Source organism: Pseudomonas plecoglossicida NBRC 103162 = DSM 15088, assembly GCF_000730665.1.
GTDB lineage: Bacteria > Pseudomonadota > Gammaproteobacteria > Pseudomonadales > Pseudomonadaceae > Aquipseudomonas > Aquipseudomonas plecoglossicida.
The window spans coordinates 221,045-236,504 of sequence record NZ_BBIV01000005.1; the positions used below are offsets into that span (position 1 = coordinate 221,045).

Genomic DNA, 15,460 nt, shown 5'->3' on the forward strand with positions numbered 1-15,460 from the left:
AGCAAACGCACTGGAATAGGGCGAAATGTCGTTTTTTTGAAATTATTTGGTGCGATATATATAAATGTATACAAAATCAGATTAGCGGTGCGTGGATCTCGGACCAGCAAACCCTGGTCTGCGGGCTTGCGATAACGGCGGCGCCGAGCAGACACCAGGCACAAAAATGGGGCCCCGAAGGGCCCCATTGCTGTGCATCCGAAACCGGCTTACTGGGCCAGCTTCTTGTGCCGTACACGGTGCGGCTGGGCAGCGGCATCGCCCAGGCGCTTCTTGCGGTCGGCTTCGTACTCGGTGTAGTTGCCCTCGAAGAACACCACGTTCGAGTCGTCCTCGTAGGCCAGGATGTGGGTGGCCACACGGTCCAGGAACCAACGGTCGTGGGAAATCACGATCGCGGCGCCCGGGAAGTCCAGCAGGGCTTCTTCCAGCGAACGCAGGGTTTCGACGTCGAGGTCGTTGGACGGTTCGTCGAGCAGCAGGACGTTGCCGCCCTCCTTCAGGGTCAGGGCCAGGTGCAGGCGGCCACGCTCACCACCGGAGAGGTCCTTGACGAACTTCTGCTGGTCGCCACCCTTGAAGTTGAAGCGGCCAACGTAGGTACGCGAGGGGATCTCGTAGTTGCCGATGCGGATCATGTCGGAGCCGTCGGAAACCTGCTGGAACACGGTCTTGCCACCGTCCAGGTCTTCGCGGCTCTGGTCCACGCAGGCCAGCTGCACGGTTTCACCGATCTCGATGCTGCCCGAATCCGGTTGTTCCTTGCCCATCAGCATGCGGAACAGGGTCGATTTACCGGCACCGTTACCACCGATCACGCCGACGATGGCGCCCTTCGGCATGGCGAACGACAGGTTGTCGATCAGCACGCGGTCGCCATAGCCCTTGGTAACGTTCTTGAACTCGATGACCTTGTCGCCCAGGCGCGGACCGGCCGGGATGTAGATCTCGTTGGTCTCGCTGCGCTTCTGGAACTCCTGCGACTGCATCTCTTCGAAGCGCTGCAGACGGGCCTTGGATTTCGACTGGCGGGCCTTGGCGCCTTTGCGCACCCACTCCAGTTCCTCTTTCATGGCCTTCTCGTGGGCGCTCTGCTGCTTGGATTCCTGCGCCAGACGATCCGACTTGGCCTCCAGCCAGCCCGAGTAGTTGCCTTCGTACGGGATACCGGCACCGCGGTCCAGCTCAAGGATCCAGCCAGCGACGTTGTCGAGGAAGTAACGGTCGTGGGTAATGGCTACCACGGTGCCCGGGAAGTCGTGCAGGAAGCGCTCCAGCCAGGCCACCGAGTCGGCGTCCAGGTGGTTGGTCGGTTCGTCGAGCAGCAGCATGTCGGGGGCCGACAGCAGCAGGCGGCACAGCGCCACACGGCGCTTCTCGCCACCGGACAGGTGCTCGATGCGCGCATCCCAGGCCGGCAGGCGCAGGGCGTCGGCGGCGACGTCCAGCTGACGCTCCAGGTTGTGGCCGTCGGCCGCCTGCAGGATGGCCTCGAGCTTGGCCTGCTCGGCGGCCAGCTTGTCGAAGTCGGCATCAGGGTCGGCGTAGGCCGCGTAGACCTCGTCCAGGCGCGCCTGGGCGTCCTTGATCACGCTGACCGCTTCCTCGACCACTTCGCGCACGGACTTGTTCGGGTCCAGTTGCGGTTCCTGTGGCAGGTAGCCCACGTTGATGTCGGGCATCGGACGGGCTTCGCCGTCGAATTCCTTGTCGACGCCCGCCATGATCCGCAGCAGGGTCGACTTGCCCGCGCCGTTCAGGCCGAGCACGCCGATCTTGGCGCCCGGGAAGAACGACAGGGAAATGTTCTTGAGAATTTCCCGCTTCGGCGGCACGACCTTGCTCAGCCGATGCATGGTGTAGACGTATTGAGCCAAAACCAAGCCCTCTAATCAGATAGATAAAGACATCGACGATCGCCCCGGCATGGGCCAGGGCGATGTGTTTACGAGATGTGATTGAACAAAGACGCCCATTCTACGCCAACACGCGGCATTTCACAGGGTGGTGGGGATGATTGGGGCCGCTGAGCGGCCCATCGCCGGCAATAAGGCCGGAAAGGGCATCACAAAAATCAGACTTGGCGCTGCTTGGCCTTGCCCCGCGGCAACCGGCAACGCTCGCCCTGCTCGGCCAGGCGCGCGGCGTAGGCAGCCTTCACGCTGAAGCCACCACTGCGGGCTGGCTGCTCGACGGCCTTGGCCGGCTTGGCGGCAGGCGCACTGACGAGCTTGGCCGCCGGCTTGCTCGCGGCTACCGTCTCGACCGGCGCTGCCGCCTTGGCGGTCTTGCGCAGTTCGGCCAGCGACGGCGTCTTGTTTTTCGCGGCAGCTGCCGCCTCAGGCTTGACCAGCGAGCGCTGGCACGACCTGCACGATACGTCCGCGGTCACGGCAGTGCTGACAAGGGTCTGACTGCTGCGCCCGCAGGCGGAATCGAGGCCATTGGAGGAAAAGTGAGTAACCAAAACCGAACATCTCCGAAGCGTTGTCATTGAAGCGGGCGGTATTCTCGCACAGGAAGCAGGGTCTTGCCGAACCCGCGGCCCGGACCACGACCGTCGGCAGCAGACAAGAAAGCTGGCACGTTGCCATAATACTAGCCCGTTTCGGGTGCCCGGCTTTATAGTGCGCCACCACGGTTCGGGCCTCTGCGGCCGCCGGTACGCACCGTACATAGCTCTCCCTGCCATCGCCAGCCCAATCGCAGGTCCAACGCTTGACCAATTACAAGAAACCGTCGTCGCTGTGCCCTGCCACCTCGGCCCCGGTCGCGTCCCTGCGCGGTTCGATAAAGGGTGCGTTGGCATTGCTCGCGTTGGTCCTGCTGGGCCTGCTGCTCTGGCAACTGCTCGCGCAGTTCAGCCATACCCAGGCGGACCAGCGCCAGCAGAACCTGGAGACCAGCGCGGAGCTTGCCGACCGCCTGCACCTGAACATGGCACTGCAGGCCCAGCAGGCGCTGAATGTGGTCCAACCCTACACCAGGGCGCCTGCCCCGGCAGCCCTGCCCAGCCTGCTGGCGACCTTGCGCGAACGCCTTCCCGGCCTGCGCGAGCTGGCCTGGATCGACCACGCCGGGCAATTGAGCGCCGACAGCCTGACCGGCAGCCCCGACCGCCAGCTGATCGACGAAGTGCTGGAGCTGAACCAGGGCCGTGCGTACTTTTTCACCAACTCGGCAGACAACCGCACCCTTTACCTGCTGCTGCGCCAGGCCAGCGAACAGGACCGCGGCTACTGGCTGTTGCGCCTGTCCAGCGACTACTACCAGGCCCTGACCGCCCCCCTGGACCGCTCCGGTCACCCCCTGTGGTTGCTGGAAAACAGCCGCAGCGGCGAAGTGCTGCAGCGCCATGCCCCTACGGCGACCAGCGATGAGCCGCTGCAGAGCGTGATGCTGGCCTTCATCGACAACAGCACCTGGCAACTGCGCGGCCTGTTCGATGCAGGCTTCGCCCGCCAGCAACTGCTGCCGGCGTTGCTCGGCAAGTGCCTGCTGGCGTTGTTCTGCGCCCTTTTGCCGGTGCTGGCGCTGATCAACATGCGCCGTCGCCAGCGCGCGCTGCAGGAAGACCGCCGGCGCTACCAGGAGATCTTCGAGGGCACCGGTGTGGCCCTGTGCGTGCTCGATCTTGCCAGCCTGCCCGGCAAGATCGACCGCTACCACCTGCGCAACCTCGCCGCGCTCAAGCAGAGCCTGGCGCTCGAGCCCAACCTGCGCCGCGCGCTGCTGCAGGAACTGAAGATCACCGAAATCAACCAGGTGGCGCGCCAGCTGCTCAACGTCCAATGCCACGAAGGCGCCTGGCAACGGCTGATCGATGGCAGCGGCGATGGCCTGGACAGTGTCGGCATGCAATTGATCGACGCACTGATCGAGCAGCGCCCCTCCCTCGAACTGGAGGTGCGCCTGCCTGCCCCCCTGGGCGGCGAGCTGCACCTGTGGCTGATGGCCCGCCTGCCGCAGCAGCGCCGCGACTACCAGGCGGTGATCCTGAGCATCAGCGACATCACCAGCCGCAAACAGGTGGAGCTGTCGCTGCTGGAGCGGGAAAGCTTCTGGTCGGACGTGGTGCGTACCGTCCCCGACCAGCTGTATGTGCAGGACATGCTCAGCCAGCGCATGATCTTCAGCAACCGCCACCTTGGCCAGACCCTGGGCTACGACCGCACCGAGCTGGCGCAGATGGGCGAGCGCTTCTGGGAACTGCTGCTGCACCCCGAAGACGCCGCCAGCTACCGGGCCCTGCGCCAGCAGCAGCGCGACAGCGGTCACAGCCAGTCGCTGCACACCCAACTGCGCTTTCGCCATCGCGACGGCGGCTGGCGCTGCTACGACATCCGCGAACAAGTGCTTGCCCGCGACGGCGACGGCCAGGTCACCCGTATCATCGGCGTGGCCAAGGACGTCACCGTGCAGATCGAAGCCAGCCAGTCGCTGCGCGACAGCGAACAACGCTACCGCATGCTCGCCGAGAGCATCAGCGACGTGATCTTCTCCACCGACAGCCAGTTGCAGCTCAACTATGTGAGCCCCTCGATACACGCGGTGCTGGGCTACCCGGCCGAATGGATCTTCGACAACGGCTGGCAGTCGATCATCGCCAACCCGGCCCAGCTCACCGGCATCTACAGCCTGATGGAGCGGGTCAGCCGGGCCATGGGTGATGCCGAGCAACTGGCGCAACTGCGCGAGCAACTGCCGACCCAACTGTTCCTGTTCGACTGCCTGCGCGCCGATGGCCGCAAGATCCCCATCGAGCTGCGCCTGGTGCTGGTGTGGGACGACCACCAGCGGTTCGAGGGCGTGCTCGGCGTCGGCCGTGACATCAGCCAGCAGCGCCGCGCGGAAAAAGACCTGCGCATGGCCGCCACGGTGTTCGAGCACTCCACCTCGGCGATCCTCATCACCGACCCGGCCGGCTACATCGTGCAGGCCAACGAAGCCTTCAGCCGGGTCAGCGGCCATGCCATGAGCGACGTGCTCGACCAATTGCCCGGCATGCTGACGGTCGACGAGCAGCAGGAAGGCCACCTGCGCTATGTGCTCAAACAGCTGCACCAGCGTGGCAGCTGGGAAGGCGAAGTGTGGCTCAAGCGCCGCGACGGCGATCCCTATCCGGCCTGGGTCGGCATTACCGCGGTGCTGGACGACGAAGGCGACCTGGCCAGCTACGTGTGCTTCTTCACCGACATCAGCGAGCGCAAGGCCAGCGAACAGCGCATCCACCGCCTGGCCTACTACGACGCCCTTACCCACCTGCCCAACCGCACGCTGTTCCAGGACCGCCTGCACACGGCCCTGCAACAGGCCGAGCGGCAAAAGGCGTGGGTGGTGCTGATGTTCCTCGACCTCGACCGCTTCAAGCCGATCAACGACTCCCTGGGCCACGCCGCAGGCGACCGCATGCTCAAGGACATGGCTCTGCGCCTGCTGGCCTGCGTCGACGATGACGACACCGTGGCGCGCATGGGGGGCGACGAGTTCACCCTGCTGCTGCAACCGCGCGCCACCCGCGAGATGGCGCTGAACCGCGCCATCCACGTGGCCGAGAACATCCTCGGCAGCCTGGTGCGGCCATTCGTGCTGGAAAACCGCGAGTTCTTCGTCACCGCCAGCATCGGTATCGCACTGAGCCCGCAGGACGGCAGCGAGCTGAGCCAGCTGATGAAGAACGCCGACACTGCCATGTACCACGCCAAGGAGCGCGGCAAGAACAACTTCCAGTTCTACCAGGCCGAGATGAACGCCAGCGCCCTGGAGCGCCTGGAGCTGGAGAGCGACCTGCGCCACGCCCTGGAACAGAACGAGTTCATCCTCTTCTACCAGCCGCAGTTCAGCGGCGACGGCAAACGCCTGACCGGTGCCGAGGCGCTGCTGCGCTGGCGTCACCCGACCCGCGGCCTGGTGCCGCCGGGCGACTTCATCCCGGTGATCGAGGAGCTGGGGCTGGTGGTGGACGTCGGCGACTGGGTACTGCGCGAAGCCAGCCGCCAGCTCAAGGCCTGGCACACGGCCAAGGTGCGCGTGCCGAAGGTGTCGGTGAACATCTCGGCACGGCAGTTCTCCGATGGCCAGCTGGGCAACCGCATCGCCTCGATCCTGGAGGAAACCAGGCTGCCGCCGGCCTGCCTGGAACTGGAGCTGACCGAAAGTATCCTGATGCGCGACGTCAACGAGGCGATGCAGATTCTCGACAGCCTGAAGGTGCTGGGCCTGAGCATCGCGGTCGACGACTTCGGTACCGGCTACTCGTCGCTCAACTACCTCAAGCAGTTCCCCATCGACGTGCTGAAGATCGACCGCACCTTCGTCGACGGCCTGCCCGAAGGCGAGCAGGATGCGCAGATTGCCCGGGCGATCATCGCCATGGCCCACAGCCTCAACCTGGCGGTGATCGCCGAGGGCGTGGAGACTCATGAGCAACTGGAGTTCCTGCGCGAGCATGGTTGTGACGAGGTGCAGGGCTACCTGTTCGGGCGGCCGATGGCGGCGAACCAGTTCGAGGCGCAGTTCGCCAACGAGACGCTGTTCATGTTCCATTGATGGGGCCTGTGGCGGCGATTGGGGCGCAAAGCGCCCCCAAAAATCGGACCCCAAAGTCAACTCCCGCCCCCCAGCCAGCCCAGACACGGCGCGGGATACAACATGAAGCCCATTGGTCCGCGACTTGACGCCACTTCATATGCCAGGCGCGAATCAATCGGTTAGAATGCCCCCCCAATCCCCGCCCGATCCTTGAGGACCGTTATGTTCAGCCGTGATTTGACCATTGCCAAGTACGACGCCGAGCTCTTCGAAGCCATGCAGCAAGAAGCTCTGCGCCAGGAAGAGCATATCGAGCTGATCGCTTCGGAAAACTACACCAGCCCAGCCGTGATGGAAGCCCAGGGTTCGGTGCTGACCAACAAGTACGCCGAAGGCTACCCAGGCAAGCGCTACTACGGCGGTTGCGAGTACGTCGACGTGGTCGAGCAACTGGCCATCGACCGCGCCAAGGAACTGTTCGGCGCCGACTACGCCAACGTCCAGCCGCACGCCGGCTCCCAGGCCAACGCCGCTGTCTACCTGGCCCTGCTGTCGGCCGGTGACACCATCCTGGGCATGAGCCTGGCCCACGGTGGCCACCTGACCCACGGTGCTTCCGTCAGCTCCTCGGGCAAGCTGTACAACGCCATCCAGTACGGCATCGACGCCAACGGCCTGATCGACTACGACGAAGTCGAGCGCCTGGCCGTCGAGCACAAGCCGAAAATGATCGTTGCCGGCTTCTCGGCCTACTCGCAAGTGCTGGACTTCCCGCGCTTCCGCGCCATCGCCGACAAGGTGGGTGCCTACCTGTTCGTCGACATGGCCCACGTTGCCGGCCTGGTTGCCGCTGGCGTGTACCCGAACCCGGTGCCGTTCGCCGACGTGGTCACCACCACCACCCACAAGACCCTGCGCGGCCCGCGTGGCGGCCTGATCCTGGCCCGTGCCAACGCCGACATCGAGAAGAAGCTGAACTCCGCCGTCTTCCCAGGCGCCCAGGGCGGCCCGCTGGAGCACGTGATCGCCGCCAAGGCCATCTGCTTCAAGGAAGCCCTGCAGCCTGAGTTCAAGGCCTACCAGCAGCAAGTGGTGAAGAACGCCCAGGCCATGGCCAGCGTATTCATCGAGCGTGGTTTCGACGTCGTTTCCGGCGGCACCCAGAACCACCTGTTCCTGCTGTCGCTGATCAAGCAGGAAATCTCCGGCAAGGACGCCGACGCCGCCCTGGGCAAGGCCTTCATCACCGTCAACAAGAACTCGGTGCCGAACGACCCACGTTCGCCGTTCGTGACCTCGGGCCTGCGTTTCGGCACCCCAGCCGTCACCACCCGTGGTTTCAAGGAAGCCGAGTGCAAGGAACTGGCCGGCTGGATCTGCGACATCCTGGCTGACCTGAACAACGAAGCGGTGATCGACGCCGTGCGTGAGAAGGTCAAGGCCATCTGCAAGAAGCTGCCGGTCTACGGCAACTGATCGGCAATCGCCCGATGTGAAAAAGCCCGGCCTTGTGCCGGGCTTTTTCGTTAACCTGTGCGGCTTCAGCCCACCAAGCACAGGCCCGGCCTTGACCAGAGAACAACTCGAAACCCAGCAGATCCCGATCTACTTCGCCACGGTGATCGCCGCCGTTGCCTTCGGCCTGCTGGCCCCAGGCGCCGCGCAGCAGCTCGAAACCCTGGTCACCCCCGCCATCGCCGTGCTGATGTACGCGATGTTCCTGCAGATCCCGTTCCTCGACCTGCGCCAGGGCCTGGGCAATCGCCGCTTCATGGCTGCCCTGCTGCTCGCCAACTTCATCCTCGTGCCGCTGTTGGTATGGGCCGTAACCCGTGGCCTGGTCGCGCACCCGGCGATCCTCATCGGCGCCCTGCTGGTGTTGCTGACACCGTGCATCGACTACGTGGTGGTGTTCACCCACATCGGCAAAGGCGACTCCCGCCTGACCCTCGCCGCAACGCCGGTGCTGCTGTTGGTGCAGTTGCTGCTGCTGCCGGTGTACCTGGCATTGATGCTCGGCGACAGCCGCGAAGTGACGATCGCTATCGCACCGTTCGTGGAAGCCTTTGTGCTGCTGATCGTCTTGCCGATGATATTCGCCGTGTTCACCAGCGCGGGTGCTCGACGTTCGCGTGCAGTGTCGGTGTGGAGCGACGCCTGGGCGTGGCTGCCAGTACCGGCGATGGCGTTGGTGCTGCTGGCGGTGATCGGCTCGCAGATTGCCGTGGTGTGGCGCGATTTCGACCGGTTACTGCCGGTGATTCCGGTGTATGTCGGCTTCATGCTGCTGGCACCGCTGCTTGGTTTCATCGCCGCACGGCTATTGCGCTTGCCAGCTGCCGAGGCGCGCTCGGTCACCTTCAGCGCCGCCACCCGCAACTCGCTGGTGGTGTTGCCGCTGGCCTTGGCGCTCCCGGAAGACCTGCGCGGCCTGGCCGCAGCGGCGGTTATTACCCAGACGCTAGTGGAGCTGGTGAGTGAGCTCATCTACGTGCGCATGGTACCGGCCCTGATCCGCTGACACCCCGCCCTGTGGGAGCCGGCTTGCCGGCTCTCACATGGGTTTCGCAGCCGTCTTCAAGAGCGTGGGCAAGACCGTTGCTCCCGCAGAAAAGCCCATGGCCTGTTTACCCTGCCTGGATTTACAAAGCGCGAACCATTTGGATATTCTTCGCGACCAAGTGGCGATATGACATCATGGAGCGATGGGGTGAAGATTTTTTGTACAGTGATGTCCGGGTGGTCATCATTGCGCTCGTGCTTCAAGTGGGTGGATGACAGATTCGAGCGGCTGCGTCGGTTGCCACTGGTTCGTATAGGGCTTTATTCACTCTTTGCCTCCTGGGTCTTGCTCAGCGACCCGTTCGGCTTGTCCTCTGCTGCCGACAAGGCTTTGTCGGACCAGCTCGGGCGCTTCCGGGCGTTTGTTCAGCCCGTCGCGCCTGCCCCCGTAACAGTCGTGGCCATCGATTACCCAAGCATCGCGGGGTTGAACAATGACGGCAATGGCTGGATGGAGGCCAATGACTGGCCCTTGACCTACGCGGACCATGGCCGAATCCTGCGTGACCTTGCTCTGCCCAAAGGCGGCGAGGCGGCCCCTGCAGCCGTTTTCTACGACATCTTCTTCGAGCGCCCACGTGCGACCAGCGGCGATCTGGGGCAACTCGGCCGTATTCTGAAACGGCTGGACGCTGATACCTCTGCAGCAAGCATTCATCTGGCGGGTGGGGGGCAGTTTGTGCCGATCTCTCAACTGTCCCGCGAACAATTGCCGCCTGCCTCACTGGTCGTCTCTGCTTGGGAAGGCAGTGGTGACCTTTACCCATTGCAGGCTCCCCTGGGATCAGCGGCAGAAACCAAGCCTGTAGCAACGGCAGCCAATGCACTCTACCAAGACTTGTGCAAAGCCCGCGGCGATGATTGCCACTGGGCCGACGCGACAGACCTGCCTGATTTGTCCATCCAGTGGAGTATCACGGCCAGGGACGATTGCCAGGCCGGGCCGCTGAGCACTGCGCGGGATGTCGTCGCAATTCTCCATCGATTTGTTGGCCTCGGAACAGCGATACAAAACCCGCCTGCCGAATGCATGCCCGTCCACCAGGTGCGGTTGTCGCAACTGTATGGTGAGCACCCGGTCAGCCTCAGGCCGCCGCACCTCAAGCCCGGCGAACCGTTCGTGGTACTGGTGGGCAACGTCATGCCCAGCCTGAACGACTACGTGGCTTCCCCGCTTTACGGGCAGGTGGCGGGCGTATACCTGCATGCCAACGCATTGGTGAACCTGGAGGAAATGGGCCAGAACTACGTACGGCAAAGCAGCAATCAATGGCTCATCCTTGCCTGTTTGTTGGTGGCGATACTGTTCTGGATGTGGCGGTCCGGCACCCTTGGTTACACCTCCCGCCAACCGAAGCGCGAGGCATCCATACACACTTCATTTCTATCCAACTCATTGAGTGCAGCGGGGTTATCCCTGATCACCCTGCTGCTGGTCTCGCTGACGTTCTATCTGTGCCACATGCTTCATGTCGCACCAGAAGGATGGATGGCATTCACAGCCTTCCTCCCGCTGCTGAGGGAAACAATCGCAGCGACAGAGTCGAATTACTACAAGGACGCACCCCGTGAAAACACGCAACCCGATCTGCCTGCTACTTCTTGCCAGCCTGAGCATCGTTCCGGTCTCGGCCGATACCCTGCGGATCCAGAAAATTCTCAATCCCGAACTGGTTGAGGCCGAGTCTGCCAAGGGTGGTGAATATCGGTTGATATCGGAGTTGGGTACGTTGACCTACCCCATTGCGGCCAAGAGCGTAGAAGGCAATCGCCTGGAATTTCGCCAGGGCACCGGCGCGTGGCGGGTTTCACGTGCCGACGTGGAGTTGGTCAATGAGAAACTTGTGGTCGACTCCTGCAGCACCATACCCGTGACCCTGGCCGGCGATGCGAAATCCGCAAGCGTCAAAGGAGCGGGCGAAGGATGCAAATGACCAAGCTGGTCGGTGGCTTGTTCGCGCTGGTGCTGGTGATGCTCTCCGGTTGTGCTGTCGACCCGAAGTACAGTGCGCTGAAGCCCCTGGAAGGCGCCGATCGGAAGGTCGATATCAACGACATCCGGCAGTTGCGGCAAATGGACCGCACGCCGATCCTCGACCCCAACCTGATCGGGTTTGTGCAACGCGTCCGCCAGCGCCTCGAGACTGCGTGGGGAACCCCGTGCAATTGCGTGGTGGTCGTGGACTCGTTCAGCGGCTACGAGGCTTACTCGCTCTCCACGACAACCATCGTGGTATCGGCCGGGCTGATTGCCCAGGCAAGTTCCGAAGACGAAGTAGCGGCCGTCATCGCCCACGAACTCGGGCATGTCTATCAGGGTGATACCACCAAGGGCAGCCAGCAGCAGGCCGCCCTGGACATGGTCAAACTGGCTGGCTGGGCCGCCGGAGCCGGCGGCTACACGCTACTGTTCGGTGAAACCGTGGATGACGTGACCAAGGGCCTCATCTACAAACGCTGGAATCAGGATCAGGAAATAGCCGCTGACCGTTTCTCTGCGCAGTTGCTGCTGAAGGCCGGATACTCCCTCGATGGCCTGAAAATGGCGGTACGCCGCCTCGGACAATACGGTAAAGGTGTGCTGCTGGCACAAGCGCCGCAAACACCTCAATGCGTTAGCGCAAAGAACGGCAACTACCAATTCAGTCTGCGAGGCTGCAGCAAGGTGCTCAGCGGTGCAAATGACAGCATCTATCAATCGCCCGAGGGACGGCTCGAGCCGGTCTTGAAACTTGCAGCCAGCCTGCCACCCGAACAGCGTCGACGCCGCCAAGGTGGGCCGCTTCCCGCCTTTGCTTCAACCGACTACCTGTTCCGCTTGAATGACCTGGTCTCGAGCAATCGAGATCAACTCAAGGGCACCTTGGCGAAAATTGAAAAACAACCGGTGCCCACGACGCTTCAAGGCAATGTCGCCGTCACCAACAAACTGGCCATGGCTTACGCAATAGCCGGCGATTCGGAACGCGCAGGATCCTATATGCGCACCAGCTTGCTGAGTACCGGGCGTACGGCCTGGACATTCAACATGCTTTTCAAGGAAGTCGACCGCGCGGGTGATCGCAAGCAGGTGATGAAGGCCATCGAAGACTCGCACCTGGAGGTGGGTTATATGGCACAGCTGCTGCCGGTGGAGTATTACCTGACCAAGCGCCACGGCCTGCAAGTGTACGAGTTGGTCGCGTATGGCCGGTGTGTGTCCAATGTGGTGGATGATGTGGCCACCTACAACACCTGTGCCAAATTCGAGAAGTTGGCAAAACAGGGGGGCGCTGCGAGTTGGTAGAAAGGGTGAGAGCCTGAGCGTTCCGCTAGTGGGCGCCCAGGCCGTGTTTTGTCTGCACCGACCTCATCGCCGGCAAGCTGAACTGGCCTAATGATTTTGGACACCTTCATCGGGCGCTATTATGGCGCCCAATCGGAGGCAAAATCAGTGCGAAAGTCATACTCGAAAGATCAAAAAATCCGGGCTGCCGAGATGGTGCTCGACGGCGGCCAGTCGGTCCCTGAAGTCTGTGAAATGCTCGAGATCGGGCCTACAGCCCTGCGGCGCTGGGTTGAGCAGGTGCGTAAGGAACGAGAGGGTCATGTTCCAGCTGGAGCCAAGGCAATCACCCCGGATCAGCAACGCATCCAAGAACTGGAGGCGCTGGTACGACAGAAGGACCGAGACATCGAAATCCTAAAAAAGGCCAGTGCTCTCCTGCTTCGGGACTCCAAAGATCGTTCTCGCTGATCAACGAGCTGAGTGAGCATTACGGTGTTGTCGAATGCTGTCGCGTGCTTGGGGTCAAGCGCAGCAGTTTCTATGCGTGGCGCCAGCGTCAGGCCAGAAAAAATCCAGTCCGGGATCAGTTGCGCTCGACCGTGAGTAGTCTTTTCAAAGCCTCTCGAGGTTCGGCTGGGTCGCGAACGCTGACCCAGGAAATGCGCCGTGCAGGCCATGAAGTCGGGCGCTACAAGGTGCGTGCCCTGATGCGCGAGGCTGGCCTCAAGTGCAGGCAGCGTAGGCCACATCGGTACCGCTCATCAGGCGCTGAAGCATTGATTGCAGAAAATCAGCTGAAGCGGAATTTCAACGTTTCGACGATCAACGAAGTGTGGTGTGGGGATGTGACGTATATCCAGGTTGGCAGGCGCTGGCTTTACTTAGCTGTGGTAATGGATCTGTATGCACGTCGGGTCATGGGCTGGGCATTCTCAATGATTGCCGATGCTCGATTGGCCGTAACCGTCCGAATTACACCGCCTTGCCTCTCAGACCCTGATCTCCTTTAACCACTCATTCGCTTGTTCCCAGTCAAAAGCCGTTGGGTCAAAGGTTTCCCCATACCATTCCATCATGGCTTCATGCTCCGGGTGGTCGGGGTCTGCCATCGCCTCAAGAAACTCGGCATAGCCCGGCTCGCCACCCACGTCCTCTGGAGGGCAGGCATTAGCGCCGTCGACGCAATACGGCACTTGCGGACAGGCAATGGCAGGCAGCACTTTTTCGACTTTGATCCGGTGATCCCAGCTGTCGCCAAAGTCATACACATAGCGAAACGTCTTCTTCCCGCACAAGGCTTTGACCAGGGTCTTGCGGGCTTCTGGCTTGACCGGCGGGCCCCATCCGTCGGGGTCAGGTATGCCATAGTTTTCACCGGCAATTTCAAACTCATGCAGATGCCCACCTTCCCAGCCCATTACGATCTGGATCACGGAGTGCAATCTGCTCAGGGTGATATTTTCCGGTACCGCCACACGACGCCAAATCGTGGGCTCTATGTATTTCAACTCAATGCGCAGCAACAACAGATCTGCTTCAGGTTTTGGCAAACGAACAGGGTTGACCATGGATTAAGCCGCTTCGCAGTGTTCAATGGGGGTGAGAGAAACGTTCCAGGGCAGCAGTTCATCGACCCGATTGATCGGATGCTCGGCGATGCGCTCCAGCACGTATGTCAAATAGGATTGTGGATTCAGACCATTGAGCTTGGCCGAACCCACCAGACTGTAGATCGCCGCCGCTCGCTCTCCACCGGTATCGGAACCGGCAAACAGGTAATTTTTGCGACCCAACGCGACGGCGCGCAGCGCGCGTTCGGCGGCGTTGTTGTCGATTTCGATCCGGCCATCGTCGCAGTAGCATGCCAATGCCTGCCAACGATTGAGGGCATAGAGGATCGCCCCGCCCAATGTCGATTTTTTCGACACTTGAGCCAGCGTCTGGTTGAGCCAAGCGTGTAATTGTCCGAGCAACGGACTGGCCCGGCTTTGTCGAACGGCTTTTCGCTGATCCGGTGGTTGCCCACGGATCTCGCTTTCAATGGCGTAGAGCACTGCAATCCGTTGCAATGCCAGGGCAGCCAGCGGCGAGGCCTGATCTTTGTAGACATCGTAGAATTTACGTCGGGCATGAGCCCAGCAGGCGGCTTCCTGGATCGTCCCCGAGTCATACAACTGGGCAAATCCGGCATAACCATCGGCTTGTAGAACACCGCTGAAGTCTTTGAGGTGAGCACGAGGATGCAGCCCCTTTCGGTCAGGCGAGTAAGCGAACCAGACCGCAGGCGGCGTCGAGTCGCCCGCCGGTCTGTCATCGCGAACGTATGTCCACAGGCGAGCCGTTTTGGTCTTGCCGTTGCCCGGCGCGAGTACGCCAATCGGCGTGTCATCGGCGTGGACTTTGTGGCCGTTCATGACGTGACGCTCAAGGGCATTGATCAATGGTCGCAGCAGCTGACTGCTCTGGCCGACCCAGTCGGCCAAGGTTGAGCGCTCCAGATTCACGCCCTCGCGGGCGTAGATCTCGGACTGCCGATACAACGGCAAATGATCGACAAATTTGGAAACCAGTACATGGGCCAACAGCCCCGGGCCGGCAAGGCCTCGGGCTATCGGGCGACTCGGCGCCGGCACTTGGGCGATGTGCTCGCAGCAGCGGCAAACCCACTTGGGGCGGATATGGCGGATCACTTTAAAGCGTGCCGGGACGTACTCCAGCACCTCAGACACATCCTCACCCAACTGACGCAGTTGCCCACCGCAACCCGAGCATTGCGACTCGGGCTGGTGGACGTGAATTTCGCGTGGCAGATGTTCAGGTAATGGCTTGCGCCGAGAGACGGTGCGAGGTGGCGATACGGTAGGTGGCGTCAGTTCAGTCTGACTGACCTCCAACTCCTCGAGGCTCAGTTGGAGTTGATCGATCATCGCTTCCAGTTGCTCGGAACTGCGACCGAACTGTTCGCGCCGCAGCTTGGCGATCATCATCTTCAAGCGCTCGATCTCTGCCCGCTGGGCAGAGACCAGGGCCTTCAAGGCTTGGAGATCGTTCGGCAGCGAGTCGGTCACGAAAGTCATGACCGGATGCTACCGGTTTTTT

The 15,460-nt window shown here is 62.0% G+C and carries 12 protein-coding genes; 8 read left to right on the forward strand and 4 right to left on the reverse strand.

Going from position 1 to position 15,460, the window contains the following annotated elements:
* Positions 1-209 precede the first annotated feature (209 nt).
* Entirely contained in the window at positions 210-1,877 is a 1,668-nt protein-coding gene (gene ettA, locus PPL01S_RS03990) for an energy-dependent translational throttle protein EttA (protein WP_016392862.1), read from the reverse strand.
* Positions 1,878-2,074: 197 nt separating this feature from the next.
* Positions 2,075-2,467: a hypothetical protein gene (locus tag PPL01S_RS03995; protein ID WP_028625283.1), complete on the reverse strand. Its 393-nt coding sequence runs from the start codon at positions 2,465-2,467 to the stop codon at positions 2,075-2,077.
* Between the two features lie 251 nt (positions 2,468-2,718).
* On the opposite strand from PPL01S_RS03995, the gene PPL01S_RS04000 reads away from it, so the two are divergent.
* The 8 genes from PPL01S_RS04000 (at position 2,719) to PPL01S_RS24460 (ending at position 13,371) form a co-directional block, all read left to right on the forward strand.
* Positions 2,719-6,549: a sensor domain-containing protein gene (locus PPL01S_RS04000; RefSeq protein ID WP_016392864.1), complete on the forward strand. Its 3,831-nt coding sequence runs from the start codon at positions 2,719-2,721 to the stop codon at positions 6,547-6,549.
* Between the two features lie 204 nt (positions 6,550-6,753).
* Positions 6,754-8,007, forward strand: a complete 1,254-nt coding sequence (gene glyA, locus PPL01S_RS04005) for a serine hydroxymethyltransferase (protein WP_028625282.1) — start codon at positions 6,754-6,756, stop codon at positions 8,005-8,007.
* A gap of 91 nt (positions 8,008-8,098) precedes the next feature.
* The gene (locus PPL01S_RS04010) at positions 8,099-9,052 is read left to right on the forward strand and encodes an arsenic resistance protein (protein ID WP_028625281.1); all 954 of its coding nucleotides are present in this window, start codon (positions 8,099-8,101) and stop codon (positions 9,050-9,052) included.
* A 189-nt stretch (positions 9,053-9,241) separates the two neighbouring features.
* Positions 9,242-10,771 carry a CHASE2 domain-containing protein gene (locus PPL01S_RS04015; protein WP_016392867.1) on the forward strand — a complete coding sequence of 510 codons (1,530 nt, stop codon included), beginning with the start codon at positions 9,242-9,244 and terminating at the stop codon, positions 10,769-10,771.
* Positions 10,662-11,027 carry a hypothetical protein gene (locus tag PPL01S_RS25025; RefSeq protein WP_144062865.1) on the forward strand — a complete coding sequence of 122 codons (366 nt, stop codon included), beginning with the start codon at positions 10,662-10,664 and terminating at the stop codon, positions 11,025-11,027. The genes PPL01S_RS04015 and PPL01S_RS25025 overlap by 110 nt, the downstream gene beginning before the upstream one ends.
* Entirely contained in the window at positions 11,024-12,379 is a 1,356-nt protein-coding gene (locus tag PPL01S_RS04020) for a M48 family metallopeptidase (RefSeq protein WP_016392869.1), read from the forward strand. The genes PPL01S_RS25025 and PPL01S_RS04020 overlap by 4 nt, the downstream gene beginning before the upstream one ends.
* A gap of 90 nt (positions 12,380-12,469) precedes the next feature.
* The gene (locus PPL01S_RS04025; protein WP_016392870.1) at positions 12,470-12,829 is read left to right on the forward strand and encodes a transposase; all 360 of its coding nucleotides are present in this window, start codon (positions 12,470-12,472) and stop codon (positions 12,827-12,829) included.
* A gap of 8 nt (positions 12,830-12,837) precedes the next feature.
* Positions 12,838-13,371: an IS3 family transposase gene (locus tag PPL01S_RS24460; protein WP_248694070.1), complete on the forward strand. Its 534-nt coding sequence runs from the start codon at positions 12,838-12,840 to the stop codon at positions 13,369-13,371.
* On the opposite strand, the gene PPL01S_RS04030 is transcribed toward PPL01S_RS24460, so the two are convergent.
* Both PPL01S_RS04030 and tnpC read right to left on the reverse strand, forming a co-directional pair.
* Entirely contained in the window at positions 13,351-13,929 is a 579-nt protein-coding gene (locus tag PPL01S_RS04030; protein WP_028625279.1) for a plasmid pRiA4b ORF-3 family protein, read from the reverse strand. The genes PPL01S_RS24460 and PPL01S_RS04030 overlap by 21 nt on opposite strands.
* 3 nt (positions 13,930-13,932) lie before the next feature.
* Positions 13,933-15,438 carry an IS66 family transposase gene (tnpC, locus tag PPL01S_RS04035; protein WP_028625278.1) on the reverse strand — a complete coding sequence of 502 codons (1,506 nt, stop codon included), beginning with the start codon at positions 15,436-15,438 and terminating at the stop codon, positions 13,933-13,935.
* Between the last annotated feature and the right edge of the window lie 22 nt (positions 15,439-15,460).

What these genes read in the sequence shown, in the direction of transcription:
- glyA (WP_028625282.1), top strand. Translation starts at nt 6,754, where the DNA reads ATGTTCAGCCGTGATTTGACCATTGCCAAGTACGACGCCGAGCTCTTC.
- PPL01S_RS04020 (WP_016392869.1), top strand. Translation starts at nt 11,024, where the DNA reads ATGACCAAGCTGGTCGGTGGCTTGTTCGCGCTGGTGCTGGTGATGCTC.
- PPL01S_RS04025 (WP_016392870.1), top strand. Translation starts at nt 12,470, where the DNA reads ATGATTTTGGACACCTTCATCGGGCGCTATTATGGCGCCCAATCGGAG.
- PPL01S_RS04030 (WP_028625279.1), bottom strand. Translation starts at nt 13,929, where the DNA reads ATGGTCAACCCTGTTCGTTTGCCAAAACCTGAAGCAGATCTGTTGTTG.
- tnpC (WP_028625278.1), bottom strand. Translation starts at nt 15,438, where the DNA reads ATGACTTTCGTGACCGACTCGCTGCCGAACGATCTCCAAGCCTTGAAG.